At 35.3% G+C, this 18,954-nt stretch carries 16 protein-coding genes; 14 read left to right on the forward strand and 2 right to left on the reverse strand.

What is annotated here, in order from left to right; genetic code table 11:
* Positions 1 to 655 precede the first annotated feature (655 nt).
* Complete coding sequence (locus tag HNS40_RS15755; protein WP_172282558.1) at positions 656 to 1,732, forward strand: aminoglycoside phosphotransferase family protein; 1,077 nt, start codon at positions 656 to 658, stop codon at positions 1,730 to 1,732.
* Positions 1,733 to 1,962: 230 nt separating this feature from the next.
* Here the strand turns inward: HNS40_RS15755 and mutY are convergent, their stop codons facing one another.
* Positions 1,963 to 3,006, reverse strand: coding sequence for an A/G-specific adenine glycosylase (gene mutY, locus HNS40_RS15760; protein ID WP_172282560.1), 1,044 nt, complete (start codon positions 3,004 to 3,006; stop codon positions 1,963 to 1,965).
* 130 nt (positions 3,007 to 3,136) lie between these two features.
* On the opposite strand from mutY, the gene HNS40_RS15765 reads away from it, so the two are divergent.
* The 12 genes from HNS40_RS15765 to HNS40_RS15820 all read left to right on the forward strand — a co-directional run bounded on the left by HNS40_RS15765 (position 3,137) and on the right by HNS40_RS15820 (position 16,570).
* Positions 3,137 to 3,421: an HU family DNA-binding protein gene (locus HNS40_RS15765; RefSeq protein ID WP_172282563.1), complete on the forward strand. Its 285-nt coding sequence runs from the start codon at positions 3,137 to 3,139 to the stop codon at positions 3,419 to 3,421.
* 260 nt (positions 3,422 to 3,681) lie between these two features.
* On the forward strand, positions 3,682 to 5,232 hold the full coding sequence (locus HNS40_RS15770; protein WP_172282565.1) for an Rne/Rng family ribonuclease: 1,551 nt from the start codon (positions 3,682 to 3,684) through the stop codon (positions 5,230 to 5,232).
* Between the two features lie 102 nt (positions 5,233 to 5,334).
* Positions 5,335 to 5,850 carry a hypothetical protein gene (locus HNS40_RS15775; RefSeq protein ID WP_172282567.1) on the forward strand — a complete coding sequence of 172 codons (516 nt, stop codon included), beginning with the start codon at positions 5,335 to 5,337 and terminating at the stop codon, positions 5,848 to 5,850.
* A 216-nt stretch (positions 5,851 to 6,066) separates the two neighbouring features.
* On the forward strand, positions 6,067 to 6,711 hold the full coding sequence (locus HNS40_RS15780; protein WP_172282570.1) for a DUF47 domain-containing protein: 645 nt from the start codon (positions 6,067 to 6,069) through the stop codon (positions 6,709 to 6,711).
* Positions 6,712 to 8,520, forward strand: coding sequence for an inorganic phosphate transporter (locus tag HNS40_RS15785; protein WP_172282572.1), 1,809 nt, complete (start codon positions 6,712 to 6,714; stop codon positions 8,518 to 8,520).
* A gap of 209 nt (positions 8,521 to 8,729) precedes the next feature.
* On the forward strand, positions 8,730 to 10,349 hold the full coding sequence (locus HNS40_RS15790) for a porin (protein WP_172282574.1): 1,620 nt from the start codon (positions 8,730 to 8,732) through the stop codon (positions 10,347 to 10,349).
* A gap of 27 nt (positions 10,350 to 10,376) precedes the next feature.
* Positions 10,377 to 12,029 (forward strand): hypothetical protein, encoded by a 1,653-nt coding sequence (locus HNS40_RS15795; RefSeq protein WP_172282576.1) that lies wholly within the window; start codon positions 10,377 to 10,379, stop codon positions 12,027 to 12,029.
* A 14-nt stretch (positions 12,030 to 12,043) separates the two neighbouring features.
* Positions 12,044 to 12,832 carry an SdiA-regulated domain-containing protein gene (locus tag HNS40_RS15800; protein ID WP_172282579.1) on the forward strand — a complete coding sequence of 263 codons (789 nt, stop codon included), beginning with the start codon at positions 12,044 to 12,046 and terminating at the stop codon, positions 12,830 to 12,832.
* Positions 12,833 to 12,834: 2 nt separating this feature from the next.
* Complete coding sequence (locus tag HNS40_RS15805) at positions 12,835 to 13,452, forward strand: hypothetical protein (RefSeq protein ID WP_172282581.1); 618 nt, start codon at positions 12,835 to 12,837, stop codon at positions 13,450 to 13,452.
* Positions 13,453 to 13,471: 19 nt separating this feature from the next.
* Entirely contained in the window at positions 13,472 to 14,113 is a 642-nt protein-coding gene (locus tag HNS40_RS15810) for a hypothetical protein (RefSeq protein ID WP_172282583.1), read from the forward strand.
* A 34-nt stretch (positions 14,114 to 14,147) separates the two neighbouring features.
* Positions 14,148 to 14,615, forward strand: coding sequence for a CYTH domain-containing protein (locus tag HNS40_RS15815; protein ID WP_172282585.1), 468 nt, complete (start codon positions 14,148 to 14,150; stop codon positions 14,613 to 14,615).
* A 179-nt stretch (positions 14,616 to 14,794) separates the two neighbouring features.
* Complete coding sequence (locus tag HNS40_RS15820) at positions 14,795 to 16,570, forward strand: SLC13 family permease (RefSeq protein ID WP_172282587.1); 1,776 nt, start codon at positions 14,795 to 14,797, stop codon at positions 16,568 to 16,570.
* A 32-nt stretch (positions 16,571 to 16,602) separates the two neighbouring features.
* Here the strand turns inward: HNS40_RS15820 and tsaB are convergent, their stop codons facing one another.
* Complete coding sequence (gene tsaB, locus HNS40_RS15825; protein WP_172282589.1) at positions 16,603 to 17,307, reverse strand: tRNA (adenosine(37)-N6)-threonylcarbamoyltransferase complex dimerization subunit type 1 TsaB; 705 nt, start codon at positions 17,305 to 17,307, stop codon at positions 16,603 to 16,605.
* A gap of 269 nt (positions 17,308 to 17,576) precedes the next feature.
* On the opposite strand from tsaB, the gene HNS40_RS15830 reads away from it, so the two are divergent.
* On the forward strand, positions 17,577 to 18,752 hold the full coding sequence (locus tag HNS40_RS15830) for a tyrosine-type recombinase/integrase (RefSeq protein WP_172282592.1): 1,176 nt from the start codon (positions 17,577 to 17,579) through the stop codon (positions 18,750 to 18,752).
* Positions 18,753 to 18,954: the final 202 nt, after the last annotated feature.

Raw genomic sequence — 18,954 nt, forward strand, 5'->3', positions numbered from 1 at the left:
AGTAAACTTATTGTTTTCAAAGTTACTCACAGTTAAATATTTTACTGTGTTCGTGAGCTCCCTTTGGTCGGTTCACAAGCCTCAAAATGACCTTTTCTGAAAAGCTTAGGCATTTTTTTTAGAATACGTAACACAGCTCTCCTGAGCTGTGCCTTATATTTTGATTATGAATATGTTAAACCCCAGTTCTCCTGAACTGTGTAATTTAGTAGTATTAAAAGGCTTGTAAAAACGGCAGCTCAGGAGAGCCGCGTTAATTCTAGTTATCAGCAAACAGTTTTTGATTAAGGGTAACACAGTTCTCCTGAACTGTGCAATAGATGATGTTATTAGTCTTGTAAAAACGGCAGCTCAGGAGAGCCGCGTTACTTCTAGTTATCAGCAAAAAGTTTTTGATTAGCAGTAACACATTTCTCCCGAACTGTAGAATAGATGGTTTTAATTGGTTTGGAAAAATCGCAGCTCAGGAGAGCCGCGTTACTTCTACTTATCAGCAAACAGTTTTTGATTACTAGTAACACAGTTCTCCTGAACTGTGGAATTAATAGTGTTAGTAGGTATGATAAAACTGTAAATCGTAGAGCTATATTCTTCCTCCCCATTAATAATATTCCATGATTCACATTTAATTATCCATAAATAATTAGATTTGCTCATGGAAAAACAAAAGCTGAAAAACATATATCAAAACTTCACTGCTGATGGTGAGTTCAAAGATTATCAAACTCTGGTTTCAGGACATATTAATGATACTTATCTCATAGAAACAGATTTGAAATCTTATGTACTCCAAAAACTCAATCATCTCGTTTTTCCTAATATTCCAGAGCTGATGAATAATAAAGTGAATGTATCACAACATTTAGCACACAAATGTGATTTTCACCAAAGCCTCCTCCATTTTTATCCTACTTTAAAAAACCAATACTATTATCAAGACGAGGAAGGATTTTACTGGAATATGATGAATTTTATTCCTGATTCTAAGGTCCTTGAAAAAACAGAAAATAAAGAACAGGCTGCTGAAGCGGGATATGCATTTGCAGCATTTATCCGCGCATTAGATGATTTTGATGCCGCTGATCTTTATGAAATCATTCCCGATTTCCATAAAATGTCGTTTAGGTATCAGCAGTTTGACGAAGCTTTGGATGGAGCAGGAGAGGATCGGTACGATGCTGTACCGATGCGTCAGCATAGAATTAAAATAGCTGCAGAGTGGATTCAACAAGTTCTGACTAGTAGAGAAGAAATGCAAAAGCTGCAAAGGCTGCATGAGCAAGGTGAGATTCCATTACGCGTTACTCATAACGATACCAAGCTCAGTAATATACTATTCGATAATAATGATAAAGCTTTAGCAGTGATAGATTGGGATACTTTAATGCCGGGCATCATACACTATGATTTTGGAGATTCGGTTCGTACCATATGTAGTAATAGTACTGAGGATGAAACGGATTTGGATAAAGTGACTTTTAATTTGGAGTATTATAAATCTTACAAAGGGGCTTTTATAAATGAATTAGATGGAATTTTAAGTGAGAAAGAGAAGGACTTGCTAGATCTGGCTCCACCGACCATCACTTTTATTATGGGTTTGAGGTTTCTTACCGATTATTTAAATGGTGATCAATACTATAAGATTAAATATGCCAATCATAATTTAGATAGAGCTGCTAATCAGTTTACTCTGGTGAATAGGATAAAAAAAAGCCTTGCATATGATTGAAAGATTCATAAAAAATGAATTGAGGTGCTCAATTGTTTACTTATCCTATCAGTTTGATAACCTATTAGTTAATCAGCGATATATTAAAATTGTCACAGCAAACTTGATTTAGCTTGATGTTTTTTTGCTCCCTTTAGGGTTGGGGCAAACAAAAAAATCTAATACACAGAGTATTACAATTGAATAATTCGATTATACATTAGTGGTTATTTGAACACCTCAATTATACTTTATGAATTTAAATACTTGTTCAAATAATTCTCCACAGGTTTTGGAAAAGCGTAATCCTTCAATTCTTCAAATTTTAGCTTTATAAAATCAGTAGAAGGTAATTCATCAATTATTATATATAGGAAGCGAATCTTTAATAAGCGATGAGTGAGCTTATGCTCCATCTCTTGCACACTTCTTATCTCAAATGGCTTATCTCCTATAAACTTCACAAAGTCTTCTCTAATAAGAATTTCCTCCTCTGGAATTTGTGTTTCTGTTTCTATTAATGGCAATTGATAGAGTCCTTTCCATATATTCTCATGAATTCTTTTTTCAATCAATATTTCCTTTCCATTGCTGAGGAGGATAAAATTCAAATAGCGTTCTTTAATTTTTAGTGTTTTGAGTTTAATGGGTAAGATATCTACTTTTTGGGAAGCAAAAGCAGTACAAGTATGCATTAAAGGACATTGCACACAATCAGGATTTTTGGGTTTACAAAATAGGGCACCAAACTCCATTATGGCCTGGTTATAGGTGGCAGCACGACTTTTTATCAATGATTTTTGCGCCAAAGCATCAAATTCTTTCTTTCCTAAAGTGGAATTTATGGGTGTTTCTATTCCAAAATATCGCGATAGAACCCTAAAAACATTACCATCCACCACGGCATAGGGCAAATCGAAGGCCATTGAGGCAATAGCAGCAGCGGTATAAGGACCAATTCCTTTTAATGCAATGATTTCTTTATAATCGTCTGGAAAAATTCCTTGGTGTTGTTCAACAATTTGGTGAGCGGCAAATTTCATGTTTCTGGCACGACTATAATACCCCAAGCCTTCCCACATTTTAAGCACTTGATCTTCTGAGGCTTGATGTAAACTTTGCACATTTGGAAAAGCCTGTATAAAGCGGTGGTAGTAGGGTAGACCCTGTTCCACTCGAGTTTGCTGGAGTATAATCTCGGATATCCAAATGCGGTATGCATCCTTAGTATTTCGCCAAGGAAGAGCTCTTGCATTTTTTTCATACCAGTGGATTAGCGTATTTGAAAATGTCATTTTTTGAGTAAACAAATTTATTTTGAGTTAATTAGCTAAAAATAATTTACAAATTTTATTTGCAAAGTTGAAAAAAAATATATCTTTGCACCCCATTTAGGAAAATAAAATTTTAAATAAATATAAGATCATGACTAAAGCAGAAATCGTAGCAGATATTGCGAACAAAACAGGTATTGAAAAGATTGCTGTACAAAAAACTGTTGAAGCTTTCATGGATGCTATCAAAGACTCCATGGTTAACGGAGAAAATGTATATCTAAGAGGTTTTGGAAGTTTTGTAATCAAAAGAAGAGCAGAAAAAACTGGTAGAAACATTTCTAAGAATACTACTATCATTATTCCAGCTCATAATATTCCTTCATTCAAGCCAGCAAAGAGCTTTGTGGGTGAAGTGAAAAACAGCGTTAAATAATTTAAACTTACTAGATATGCCTAGCGGAAAGAAAAGAAAAAGACATAAGATGTCTACGCACAAGCGTAAAAAACGTCTGAGAAAAAACAGACATAAGAAAAAATAATCTAAATTAGAAAAGCCAAGGTTATTTGTATAAATAGCCTTGGTTTTTATTCTTCCCTTTCGAAAGAAAACAAAATACTCCTTCCTTTTTTTCTTCCCAAAACAACTAATCAAAGTGGTTAGTTGCATTTTTATATTTAAACGTTCCTAACTAAATGAATAGAGAACTAGTTATAAACTCTGGCCCCAACGAGGTAGAGATCGCCCTTTTGGAAGAAAACCAACTTGTTGAGCTGCATAAAGATAAAACCAATAGTAGTTTTTCTGTTGGAGATATCTATTTGGGTCGCGTCAGAAAAATCATGCCCGGTTTAAACGCCGCTTTTGTGGATGTGGGTTATGAACGCGATGCCTTTCTACATTATCTTGACCTTGGTCCCCAAGTACTTACATATAATAAATATATTCGAACTTTAATGAATGGAACTGGTGGCACAGATGTCTACCAGAGCATTAAACTCGAAAAAGACATTCAGAAAACAGGAAAAATCAATACAGTATTAAAACAAAACCAAAGTGTTTTAATACAAATTGCTAAAGAACCTATTTCTTCTAAAGGACCAAGAATTTCTACCGAGATATCATTTGCAGGTCGATATATGGTATTATTACCATTTTCCGACAAAATCAGCATCTCTCAAAAGATAAAAAGCGCAGAGGAAAGAAAAAGACTTAAACGATTAATCACAAGTATACGTCCTCCAAATTTTGGTGTGATAGTGCGTACCATGGCAGAAAACCGTATGGTAGCAGAGCTCGATACCGACCTCCGGAACCTGGTTAAAAAATGGGAAAACGTATATCAGAAACTAGATCATAAGTCGAAACCACCAATGAAAGTGGTTAGTGAGTTGAACAGAACATCAACTATATTAAGAGATTTGCTCAACGAATCTTTCAACAGCATTAAAATCAATGAGCCTACCATAGCTGAAGAAATTAAATCTTTTGTTGAAAGAATTGCTCCGGGAAAATCAAATATAGTCAACCTGATTAAAGGAAAAGCCATATTTGAGCAAACAGGAGTAGACAAGCAAATCAAATCTTCCTTCGGTAAAATTGTGACTATTAAAAGTGGAATTTATCTTATCATTGAACATACAGAAGCTATGCACGTTATTGATGTGAATAGTGGACATCGTGTGAATAAAGATAAATCTCAAGAAGATAATGCCCTCCAAACTAATATTGAGTCGGCTAGCGAAATTGCTCGACAATTGCGACTTAGAGATATGGGAGGAATCATAGTGATCGATTTTATCGATATGAACCAAGCAGCCAATAGAAGGGCATTATATGCTCATATGAAAGAAGAAATGGCAAAAGATCGTGCTAAGCACACCATCTTACCTCCTTCTAAATTTGGTTTGGTACAAATAACTCGTCAACGTGTACGCCCGGAAATGAATATTGAAATTCAGGAACAATGTCCGGTATGTAGTGGTTCTGGCGAGGTTACGCCAAGTGTTTTATTGACCGATGATATTCAAAACAATTTGGCTTATCTTATCAATGAGCAAAATGAAAAATCATTAAAAATTGTTGTTCATCCATTTTTGTATGCTTATATCAGAAGCAAATTCCGTCATGTACAAAGAAAATGGTATAGGGAATTAAAAAGCTGGATAAAAGTAGAAGAAGACAGCTCTTACCATCAATTAGAGTATCATATCTTCAATAAAATAGATGAGGAAATCAAGCTTTAAGACTTGGGAAAACAACTAGCGATATTTATAAGTTACCTATTCCACCCTTTGTGGATGCCATTGTATGTGATGTTGATTTTTTGGAATATCAACACCAAGGCTATGTTTATTAGCAACGATGTGGTTTGGCTATATATATTGCTAGTTGTTTTTATTAATACCCTCCTCATTCCCGTTTTGCTTTTTTGGATGATGAAGCGATTAAACATCATCGAAAGTTTGCACCTCGATTCACAAAAAGACCGCTTCTATCCCTTTGCCATCATTGGCATTTTTTATTTAACCACCTGGTATGTTTTCAGTAGATTAGAGATATTCACCTATCTTTCTTTGGTATTTGTCATTGCTGCTATTTTGGTATTTTTGGCATTAGCTATCAATTTATTCTGGAAAATATCTATCCACAGCATGTCTATGGGTGCCATGAGTATTGCTGTTCTATATTTAACTGCCGTGCATTTTATTGATGCAGCATGGCCTGTTTATTTGGTGTTTATCATGAGTGGATTGGTAGGTTATGCCCGATTAAAACTCAAGGCTCATTCCTCGTCACAAGTATATGTAGGCTTCGTTTTAGGCATGCTAGCTGTTACTATATTCTTTTTTAGCCTCCTCTAGGACCCTTTTTTAACTCATCAATTATACCACATTTTCAATTTATTCTTTTTTTTCACCTCTACAATGAATTATAAATAGGCTGTTATTTAATTAGTTATAAATTTTTCATTCTCTACAACCTACTTTACTATTTCCTTTTTAATATGGTTTAGACTTACACGTTTATATAGAATTTACAATTAAACTACCTTTGCTAGGTACATTAAATGAAAGCTTATGTTATTCAAAACTGCCAAATCTATTATTCTTAGAATTGATGAATTTATCGATACTATTGAACAAAGTATTCTCGTTTTCCGATCTGGAGTAAATGATTATATCATTAAAGATGAGCATAATTTCCAATATAATTTTGATAAGCTAGACAAGCTAGAAGCACGAGCGGATAAATTACGCAGATCCATAGAAAATGAATTGATATTAAAGTCTTTATTGCCTGCGCATCATGTAGAGATTTTGCAACTCATTGATAAAATGGATGATGTAGCAGATATTGCCAAGGAAAACCTGGGTCAATTCGATGCTGAAATCCCTATGATTCCCAGTGAGTTGAATAACGATTTATTACGATTAACAGAAACCAGTGTGAAAGCTGCAGAAATGGTGATTCCGGCTTGTAGAGCCATCTTTATAGATCCTAATCATGTGAAGGACAAGCTCAATAAAGTTTATTATTATGAGAAAGAAACGGATAAACTGGCTATTGAGTTCAAAAGGAAAGTATTTAGAGATGTGGAAGGATTAAAGCTTTCTGAAAAATTCCATTTGCGATATTTTAGTTTACATATCGAAAACATCTCTGATAAGGCAGAAGAGATAGCAGATTTATTAACCTCTATGGCCATTAAATTCAGGATATAAATGATACTATTCTTTTTATCGAGTGGATTGTTTTTGGGTTGGTCATTAGGAGCCAATGATGCGGCCAACGTATTTGGTTCTGCTGTGGGCAGTAAAATGGTGAACTTTAGAAAAGCAGCCATAGTTGCCAGTGTATTTGTGATACTTGGTGCTGTTATTCAAGGAGCAGGAGCATCGCATACATTAGGTAAACTCGGAAGTGTGAGTGCTTTGGCTGGAGCTTTTACCGTAGCGCTTTCTGCTGCGATTACGGTTTTTGCCATGACCAAATGGAAAGTTCCAGTATCCACATCACAAGCCATTGTTGGCGCCATTATCGGATGGAATTTTTATACTGGAAACCCCACCGATTATCATTCTCTAACAAAAATTGTAACCACGTGGGTAGCAGGACCTATATTGGGTGGTGTTTTTGCGGTTATTATTTATTATTTATTATCCTCCTGGTTAAATAGAGCAAAACTGCATATGGTCAAGCTCGATGCTTATTTACGTTTTGGTTTATTGGCCGTTGGGGCCTTTGGTTCCTATGCATTGGGCGCCAATAATATTGCCAATGTGATGGGTGTTTTTGTTCCTTCGATAAATCTAGATCCTATCGATTTTGGCCTTTTTGTTTTATCTGGAGCGCAGCAATTATTTTTCGTGGGTGGTTTGGCCATTGCTTTTGGTATTATTACTTATAGCAGACGAGTAATGGAAACCGTGGGTAACGATTTAATGGAATTGAGCCCCGTTTCAGCCTTAGTTGTTGTGTTTTCTCATTCCATGGTTCTCTTTGTATTTAGTTCTCAAGGCCTTTCTAATTTTATGCAATCTATAGGTCTTCCTGCTATTCCATTGGTTCCGGTTTCTAGTTCTCAAGCTATAGTGGGCGCAATTATTGGTCTGGGTCTTTTAAAAGGAGGACGTAATGTAAATTGGAAAACCTTAGGAAGTATTTCTATAGGTTGGATTACCACTCCTATTATTGCTGGATTATTGGCATTCCTATCTTTATTTTTCGTGAATAATGTATTTCGTTTAGAAGTGGAAAATAAAGAAAATATCAGCATCGTAAAAGAACATACTCAAGTCTCTAGTATACCAAATGATTCAATAAAATCATCCTCCAAAATTATACAAAATAAACATGATTTAAAACCAGTAATCATTGAAAAAGAGTCTCCTTCTATTTTCTTCTATGTGACACCTACAGTATTATTTTTAATTCTTATTATTATGGTGATAGTCTTTCTGTTAAGAAGAAAACTACTCATTAAAAAGCATTTAGAAGAAATGGAGGAGCAGAAAACTATTATTAAAAGTTTGCAAAAGCAAGTGGAATCTTTTCAACAAAAAACTGATGTGGTGAGTAAGGAAATGGAGAGCGACATTAAATATAAAAAGAAACAAATGATGACTTTAGCTCTTAATATTATTCAGAAAAACGATTTCATACAAAACTTAAGAACAAAAGTGCTCAAGCTTAAGTCTTCTGCTACTAATGTAGCAACACAAAAAGGCTTGCAAAAATTATCTATGGTCATCAACGAGCATCTATACCTGGATAAAGATAGAAAAACCTTCCAGTTATATGTAGAAGATTTGCATCTTGATTTCTATCAAAAGCTCGATGAAAATTATAGCAGTCTTACCAGTAATGAGAAAAGACTTTGTGCATTATTACGCTTAGAATTGTCTTCAAAAGAGATCGCTTCTATTTTAAATATTTCACCAAAAAGTGTGGAGATGAATAGATATAGATTACGCAAGAAAATGCAAATTTCTGCTAGCGAAAACCTAACAGAAATCATTATGAAAATATAAATAAATATTTGAAATAGTAGGGTGTAAAAGTATTATAAAGTACTGATAAACAAAGCATAAATTATACATTGTAGAGATGGTGATGGAAATAAATAAAATGCAGAATTAAATTGTAGAAACAGAGTAGTAGTAGATAATTTGTGATACTGCTGTTAAGTCTTGTTCTTTGGTAAAAATTCAAAATTTTATTATTGACTAATATAAACATTATGAAAAAATTAAAATTACAAAGCCTTATTGTTTTATTGTTGATGGCACTCATTCTACCCCTATCGGGAATGGCACAAACAAGAACTATAAAAGGTACTGTTTATGATGAAGACGGAAAACCTCTTTCCGATGTTAAAGTTAGAATTAGAGGCGCTTCTAAAGTAGCCGTTGTTACAGATGCAAATGGTTTCTATACTCTTGAAGTGGATGAATTCACAAGTGAGATTCTATATTTTGATAAAGAAGATTATGACAGAAGAGAAATCGATGTGAAAGGCGAGGATGTTCTGAATGTAAAGTTATATTCTGATGTAAGATATAACGCCTATGGTGCTAAAGTAGACAGGGAGCCTGCCACAGTGGAGTTTCGAAATGGGATTTTAAATTTTGAAACTGCCGACCAGAATTTTAAGCTTTGGTTCGATAATCGTGTTTATGTTGATTTTGCTTATTTCCCTACAAAAGATGTTTACAATCCAATTGGAAATGGGGTGAATATCCGTAGAGCACGATTTGCCATGAAAACTAGAGTACATAAAAACTGGTATGGTGAAATTGACTTAGATTTTGCCGGTTCTGCTATTGAAATGAAGGATATGATAGTAGGTTATTACTTTATGAAAGATGGTAAAGATTATGCACACATTAGAGTAGGTCATTATAAGGAAAACTTCTCTATGGAGACTACTACGACTTCACGTTATGTGACTTTCATTGAGCGTTCTTTAGTAAGTAAAATGGCTCCTTCTCGTCACATTGGTGCTTCTTATACTCAGTGGGGTAAAAAATGGTTATTTATTGGAGGTTTATATTTCCAAGCACAAGGTGAAAATGAAGAAGTGATTTGGTCGCAAGATAAGAACAAAGCCGCAGGACTAGACGAAGGATATTCTGCTACTTTTAGAGGGGTTGTAACACCACTTAATGATAATGAAAAAGTATTACATATTGGTGCAGCTTATTCATACAGAACCCCTAAAACTTCTGCTGAAGTTTATAAAGGATACCGATACAGCACTCGTAGTTTTACATCTATCAATAGAAAGAAATATTTAGATACAGACGATATTGCTAATGTTGAAACTCAACAGCTTTATGGTATTGAATTGGCCGGTGCTTATAAAAACTTCTTCTTTCAATCGGAATATATTGGAACACAATTAAACGGAACTGAGCTTAACAAAGAAGTTGGTGTAGAAAAAGGTTATATCGATGGTGCTTATGCACAAGTAGGATGGCTTATTTTCGGAGGTAAGTATAATTATAACACTAAAGAGGGTGAATTCACTCAAATTACCAGAGGTAAAGATTGGGGAGACTTAGAATTGGCTTTCCGTTTCGATTATGTGAATGCCAACGATTTTGATGCTAAAATATATGGTGGAGCTGCTAATGGCTATTCTGTGGGTCTTAATTATCATGTAAATAGTAATGTGAAATTGATGCTAAACTATAACTATGTGGATCATGACAGATATGCCAATGGAAAAGGTAAACTCTATATTGGTCACGATGTGAATGGTGAATTAACTAAAGATTTTACTCAGGCTGTGGAAGCAAAGGGTGATGGCGGAGACGATTACGGAATTATTCAAGCACGAGTTGAAATCGATTTCTAATTATTGATAATCAAAAAAATGACAAAAATGAAAAAGATATTTTCAATTATAATAAGCTCTATCATCTTGTTTTCATCTTGTATTAAAGATGAACCATTCGTTCTTCCTGAAGAACCACCAGTAGAGCCAGAAGTAAAGAGTGTTGTTGTTAATGAATTAATGACAAAAAACGAAGTAAACCCTTATTATACCGACCCTGCTGGAAACGGATGCGATTGGGTAGAATTCTATAACCATGGAGCTGAAGCTGTAGATATTGGAGGCCTTTTTATTTCCGATAAAGGAAAAGATGCCACTGATGTGGATATTTATCAAATTTCTGATGCCAATGCCGCTATTACTACTATTCCTGCAAAAGGCTTTCTAACCATCATTTTTGGTGCTTCTGATGCCAATGGCGTAGATATGGAAGGTATTGTTGATGGAAAAGTATTTATTCCAACAGGCTTAAGCTCAACAAAGGATATTGCGGTTGCTCTTTTTGAGGCCGATATGTCTTTAATTGATGAGTCGCCAGCATTTGCCGACCTAGAAGTTGAAAAATCATTAGGACGTGAAACTGATGCTGCTGAGAATTGGTTAGTTTTTGATGTACCAACCCCTAATGCTTCTAATAGTGACCAACCCTTGCCAGCCAATGTGCTTATCAATGAGTTAATCACAAAAGTATTAACAGAGAGCCATTCTTATTATACAGACGCTCAAGGTGATTTTGCCGATTGGGTAGAAATTGTAAATACAGGCGGTATGCCAATGGATTTGGCTGGTTATTATTTCACCGATAAAGGTGAAGAAGCTACAGCTGATGATATGTACTTAGTTCCAGATACTGATGCCTCAGCTACAACTGTTCCTGCTGGTGGTAGATTGATGGTGGTTTTTGGTGCTGCTAATGATGCTGGGGAAGATATGGAAGGAATTATAGATGGAATTTATTTTGTACCAACAGGATTAAAGCCTAGTGGAGACATAGCTGTGGCTATTTTTGAAGCTGACCAAACCACTTTATTAACTGTTTCTGAGAAATTCAATGCTGATGGTCCTTTTGGAGAATTAGAGGATGATAAATCATTAGGTAGAGTGGATGATGGAGGAAATGAATGGCAAATATTTGATATCCCTACCCCTAACGAAGCCAATAGCATCATTATCCCAGAACCAGCAAATGTGTTGATTAATGAGCTTATGACAAAAGTATTGACCGAGAGCCATTCTTATTATACAGACGCTCAAGGTGATTTTGCCGATTGGGTAGAAATTGTAAATACAGGCGGTATGCCAATGGATTTGGCTGGCTATTATTTCACCGATAAAGGTGAAGAAGCTACAGCTGATGATATGTATCTAGTGCCTGATACCGATGCTACTGCTACAACAGTTCCTGCGGGTGGTAAATTAATGGTGGTTTTTGGAGCTGCTAATGAAGCCGGTGAAGATATGGAAGGAATTATAGATGGAATTTACTTTGTTCCAACAGGATTAAAGCCTAGTGGTGATGTAGCTGTGGCGATTTTTGAAGCCGACCAATCTACTCTTTTCATAGCATCTGAGAAATTCAATGCAGATGGACCATTTGGTGAATTGGAAGATGATAAATCATTAGGTAGAACTACAGATGGAGCTGACGATTGGAAAGTTTTTGACCTTCCAACTCCAAATGCAGCGAATACTGGTAAATAATAATATTAATAGCGGTGATTAAGGTACAAAACTCATATCTACTGTATTTTACTACAAGCACTATTTTTGCTTTAGTACTTGTCTTGCTCTCTTGTTCAAAAGAAACAGGAGAGCAGGCCACACCGCCTATTGCTAGTATTCCTCTAGAAATTATACAGAGCTTTCCTTTAGATATTTTAGAACCCTCTGGTTTAGCACATGGATGGAATTCAGATGAGTTTTTGGTTGTCAGCGATAATAGCAATTCTGTTTTTAGAATTCATAAAGATGGAAGTATTATTGAAGAATTAAGCTTTAGGGGAGACGATTTAGAAGGTGTTTCCTATCAAGAATCTGGTAAGTTTATCTGGGTAGCCGAGGAGCGTTTGAAAAAATTAGTGAAGCTCAATAAAAACGGCGAAGTATTAAAGGAATATCCTCTCGATTATGATAACTCATCGAGTAATAAAGGTTTAGAAGGTGTTTCTGTGAATACCAAAAACAATCATGTGTATGCCATAAATGAGTATAGCCCTGGTTTGTTATTGGAGTTTTTCGATGGAGCACTTATCAATAGTTTTGAGCTCGGTTTTGCTCAGGATTATTCAGGATTGTATGTGGATGTAGAGGCACAAGAAATATGGATACTTAGTGACGAATCTAGGAGCATCTATCAGTGCGACCTAACAGGAAAACCTATCAATACATATTCTCACAATATTGATCAGCTGGAAGGCCTTATTGTAAATGCAAATCTGAAACAGTTTTGGGTGTGCAGCGACTCTCAAAATACTTTATATCAATTAAAAATTAAAAATTTGTAATCATGACTAATATTATTCCAAGGTATGAATTTAGAGCATTTGGGAATAGTTTTGATGCTATTGAAACCAAAATGCATGAATTGTCGAAGGTTGAAAAAACCAGAGAGATATCTGAAATATATCTGATGACATTGGCGAATACGGAAAATAATATTAAAATCCGTAAGAAGAAAATGGATATAAAAGTATTGGTGCAGAAGAAGAAAGAATTGGAACAGTGGCTGCCACAACTCATAGGAGAGTTTCCTATGAAAGCTGCCACCTTGGAAAACGAAGTGTTTCCAGCTTTGGGTGTACCTGCTCCGGTTTTTGAGAAAGAAGAATATACCTTAAAGGAATTTATTAGCTCTATAGTAAAAGACGATCCCGATGTGGTAGCTGCTCATACTTGGAAAATAAGACATGCCTTCACCATCAACGAGTGTATTTGCGAAATCGCTGATGTATACGTAAATGGCGCATTGATTAAAACCATTGCTGTGGAATCTGTTGACCCTCAAAAAGTATGTGACACTAAAAAATTATTGGGATTTACTGATGAACATGAAAACATCAATTATCCTAAAGCAATTAAACGAATTATAGGCCTAGAAGACTGGCCCAATCAAATAGAATGGTAAAAAACTAAAAAATTATAATATGGCAAAAGAAGCATTAAAAATAGGGGAGGTTTCCAAACCACGATTCGAATTTAGAACATTTGGGCAAGATTTTCAGGATGCTCATTATTTAATGTCAAGACTATCAGCAACTGTTCCTCAAAAAGTATGGGAACGCTCTTCAGAAGAAATATATATCGTTTCAAAAACCAATGATATCAATAATACTAAAATACGTGATGGTAAAATGGATATTAAAACCTATGTGCAAACCGTGGATGGTTTAGAACAGTGGAATCCATTGATGAAAGGTGAATTTCCAATGAAAAAAGAGGTTTTGGTGAATGAGGTATTTCCTGCTTTCCAAGTAGACATGCCCAGCTTCGATAAAGAAGAAATAACTAAAGAGGAATTCTTAGCCATTATAGAGCAACACGCAGATTTACAAGCAGTACGAGTTCATAAAACCCGTTATGGCTATATGGTGAACGATACTATTTGCGAAGTGGGTGATATTTTGGTAAATGGAGCTCATGTAGCTACCATTAATTCAGAATCTACCGAAGTAGAAGATATTAAGAAAACCCTTAAAGATTGTGAATTAGAAGGTTTGGAAAACATCAATTATCTCCAAATGATTAAAAGGGTGATTGGATGGATCAATAAGCCATTGGCCAACTAAGATTATTACGAATCTATCATTAAAATAAGAAAACATGGCACAAGAAATAGAAAGAAAATTTCTAGTAAAGGGAGACTATAAAGAAGATGTGTTTAAAAGTACTCGTATTACTCAAGGATATTTATCCTCTGTACCTGAAAGAACCGTAAGAGTGAGAGTGAAAGGCGACAAAGGATTCATCACCATCAAAGGAAAAGGAAATACCAGTGGAGCTTCTCGCTACGAGTGGGAAAAAGAAATTGCTGTTGAGGAGGTTAATGAATTATTAGAAATCTGTGAGCCAGGAATTATCGACAAAACTAGATCTTTAGTGAAATCAGGGAAGCATACTTTTGAAGTAGACGAGTTTTATGGCGAAAACCTAGGACTTACTGTTGCCGAAGTAGAGCTATCTTCTGAAGAAGAAGCTTTTGAAAAGCCTGCATGGCTTGGTGAAGAAGTAACTGGTGATGTAAAGTATTATAATTCCATGTTAATGAAAACCCCTTTTTCCAAGTGGTAGATTAGACCCTTGTGCAATTAGGATAAAAATCCATTAAATGAAGTTTTCAGCATTTTTGCCCAAGCTCCATGGGGAGAAATGCTGAAAACTCTTATTTTTTTTACTTCTCTTGGGGCAGTCATAAAAGCACCAAATGCACGAAGGCTTAGTTTAGTATTGAAATTGAAAAATGAAGTAAAATGTCAGAGAAGGAAACCCGCCCATTTGATCCTCTAGATATGGATCAATATAAAGTTGAAAAACTTCCAGTTAAGGATAAATCAAGCTTTGAAAAATGGATGGCTCGAATGGGTGGGCCATTGGCCATCTTAGCCTTTATTCTTATTGCCTGGGTGTTTAACATCCCTTTTCTTCAAGATATCAAGCAAGATTATATTACCCCTTCTGCTTTAAAAGAATACCATAAAAGCGATAAGGTGATAAAGTTGGTGCAATTATCTCATACCACGCCAGAAGAAAAGGCCTTTTATGAAAAAGTAAAGCCTCAAATAGAGAATAAATCTGTTTATTCTAAAGATAAAGCCTTTTCGGAATTGGACTTGAAAGCAGATGAAATGCAATTATGGGATTCCTTAAAGAAAAATGCCTTTGGTCGTTCCAATGTGTTTATGTTGGCCATTTTTGTGGCAGCACTTATTCTATGGGTTACCGAAGCCATCCCCAACTACCTCACATCACTGATACTAATCATTGCTTTGGTTTTAACGGGGGTTTTAACAGAAACCGATGCCTATCATCAATTGGGACATAAGGTGATGTGGCTAAACATTATGAGCTTCATACTGGCCAGCATGTTAGTGGCTACAAAATCGGCAAAACGATTTGCTTTGTGGTTTATGGTGAGGTTTGGAAAAAATGCCACTTCCATTTTCATCAGTTTTATGTTTATCAATATTGTATTGTCGGCATTTATATCTGCCACCACAGCTAAAGCGGCCATATTGCTTCCCATTTTTATGGTGATAGCGGCCATTTATGGAGCCACAGGAGGTAAAAACCGAAATAACTTTGGAAGAAACTTAGTGTTGCAAAACCTCTTTCAAATTAATATTGCAGCTGGAGGATTTATCACAGGTTCTGGAGCTAATTTATTGGCAGGAGCTATGATTGCCGGCGCCATAGGTATTTCCGATTTTCTTTATGGAGATTGGGTACAAGCCGCTTTACCACTGGCTATTATCCTCATTATCATTGGTTGGATAGTGGGAACAAAAATCATTTTTCCTCTATCAAAAGAAGAAAAGCAACCTTCTATTGTGGGAGGAGCTGAAATGTTGAAAAAGGAATACGATAAATTAGGCCCCATCACCTTTAATGAAATCAAATCTATTATCATATTTGTTTTGGTTTTAGCATTTTGGGCTACTGATAGGTATCATGGAATTAGTAAAACAGCCATTGCCTTTGTGGGTGCGATTGTAGCTCTTTTGCCAGGTATTGGAGTTGTGAAATGGAATGATGTGGATATTCCTTGGCACCTTTTATTATTCTCGGCAGGAGCCTATACTTTAGGAGCTGGTTTAAAAGCCACTAGTTTAGCGGGTATCAGTATTAATAGTTTATTCGATAATATTGGTCTTGGATCTCAGACTCCATTTTGGGTTTTCTTTTTGGCTCTTACTGCTGCTATGGTCTTTAGTTCATTGTTTTTTCAGTCGAAAACCATGCGGACCTTAATTTTTGTGCCTATAGCTATTGGTGTAGCCCAAAGGTATGGCTTTGGAATTATGAGTTTGGCTTTTCCGGTGGCTTTATTGATAGAGCATGTTTATGCATTACCTTTTAACTCTAAGCCGGCAGCCCTCCTCTATGTAACCGATCATTATAGCTGGAGCGATACTTTTAAATTTGGAGTAACCATGCTGGTGATAGCCTGGTTGATGATTATTATTTGGGGTGAAACCTGGTTAAGGTTTTTAGGTCATCTTCCCAATGGAGTTTTTGGATTGCTTTAGTCCTTTGCTTTTAGCTCTCTGTTCTTCGCCTTTTAACGAAGCCCTTTAACTTTAGGAATACCTGCAATAAACTCTTTGAGGTAGAAAGGTTCGAAGTAGGCTACATCTTCAAAATTTTGCTTGTTGAACGCTTCTTCTGAGAGTTGTATCATGCCTTGGCTGGAGCAATGGATATCGGGGTATATTTTTATCTCGTCTCTCTCCTTGAAAATTTCTTGGCATTTGGCGGCACCATCTCCTGTTAGGATGATTTTTTTATTTTCACCCTCCTCCGAAAAAGAATTTTCATCTAATATATGTGGTTTTACCTCTGTTTGGGCTTCTAATTTATGGTTATAGAAAGCGCCATATATTTCCATTCTACGGGCGTCTATGGTGGGAAGAAAAAGGTCTTGCTCGTTAAACTTTCCTTGCAGCTCTTGAGCAGCAAAGTGAGCCATTGAATCGATGGTGCCAATACCAATCAGAGGTATATCGAGGCTATAGCAGAGTCCTTTTGCGGTGCTCACTCCAATTCGAAGCCCGGTATAGGAACCAGGACCTTTACTCACGGCCACGGCATCTAAATCGGCTAATGAACATTCTGCTTCAGCAATCACTTCCATAATAAATTGGGTAAGGATTTCAGCATGTATATTCTTCTCATTTTTTTCGCGTAAAGCCAATAGTTTTCCATTGCGCGCCAGAGCTACCGAGCAAACAGGGGTAGCAGTATCAATATTTAAAATCAGTGCCATAATATTATTTGAGTGGGCAAAGATAATGCTTTGTTTGAAAATGGGTTTGTAAAAAATTGTATATTTGTTAGACTCAAATACAGCTTATTATGGAAACGCATCCCCAAATAACACTTAGGCGAGGAACACATAGAGGTCAAGATGTTATTTTTATTGAATTTGCTTATGATGAAGAATTAATAATTAAAGTTAAGCAAATATCTGGAGCCCGATGGAGTCAAACTAATCGCAGTTGGCTTGTTGCAAATAATGAAACTAATAAAGCGGAATTGAAAAAAGCCTTTTTAGTTCATCAAGAATCAGAAAAAAAAATCATTAACAAGAGCATTCAGAAAAAGAAAGAATATCAATCTAAATCCGATATCATCATTGAAAAAGACATTAGACAAGGGAGGCTTTTTATCAAGTTTCCTTTTGATTTAGCCATAAAGGAATCCATTAAAAAATTGGATGGATCATGGTGGCATCAAGAAAAAAAGATATGGTCGGTTCTTATGAATTCAGAGAATATGAAAACTATAGAAAGCATATTTAAAGGAAGAAATATGCTTTGGGTTGAAACGGAGAATCCTAGTGCTAAAAAACATCGCAGCCCTTTAAAAAAAGGCGAAGTAGAACTACACCCTAATTTTGAAAAACAACTGAAGATTGAAAACAAGAGCAAAAATACTATATCGAATTATATAAGTCAGGTATCTCATTTTCTATATTATTTTAGGAATGAGGATATATCCAATTTATCAGAAAATAAAATTCGAGATTATATTAATTATCTAAGAGAAGATTTGAATTATTCCACATCGTTTCAAAGGATTTTAATAAGTGCTGTTAACAACTATTACAGGACAGTATACAACAGGGATATAGATAGAACAGAATTGCCATATCCTATTTTTGAAAAGAGATTACCTAAGGTTATTAGTAAAGAAGATGTTCAAAAGATGATAAATGTTACAACAAACTACAAACATAAAATGGTCATTATTATGCTTTATAGTTTAGGTTTACGTAATAATGAACTAAGTATATTAAAGCTTAAGGATATTGATTTTGACAGAGAAATTATTACTATTTACAATTCGAAAGGACGCAAAGACAGGCAATTACCTTTGCCCACATCATTAATAAAACCTCTGAAAAAATACATCTTAGATTTTGCTATAAGAGATTATTTTTTAGAAGGGCAAGGGGAAAAGCCATATTCAGGAAGTAGTATAGGTAAAATAGTAAAAAGTGCAGCTGAGCAAGTAAATGTAAAGCTTCCTGTTACCCCACATGTTTTACGACATTGTTTTGCAACACATTCCCTTGAAAAGGGAGTAGATTTAAGATATATCCAAGCCATGTTGGGGCATAAAAGCAGTAAAACAACAGAAATATATACACATGTTAGTACAAAAAAGTTGAAATCTTTATCTAATCCTTTTGATGATATAAAAATTTGAGTTATTTTTACCAAACTTCCGTATAACTACCCAAATTGGGGTAGTTATGTGGAAGAAACTTACTTATATAAACAAGTTGGCAACCATAAAAATAAAGACAGTACACTATGGAAAATGAGATTAAAATAGGAAAGAAAATATTTATACGAAATGCTGGGAAAGATGAATACTGGCTTCAAGATATTATCTACGAAAATCCAAA

Source organism: Lentimicrobium sp. S6 (assembly GCF_013166635.1).
In the GTDB taxonomy this organism is placed as follows: domain Bacteria; phylum Bacteroidota; class Bacteroidia; order Bacteroidales; family UBA12170; genus UBA12170.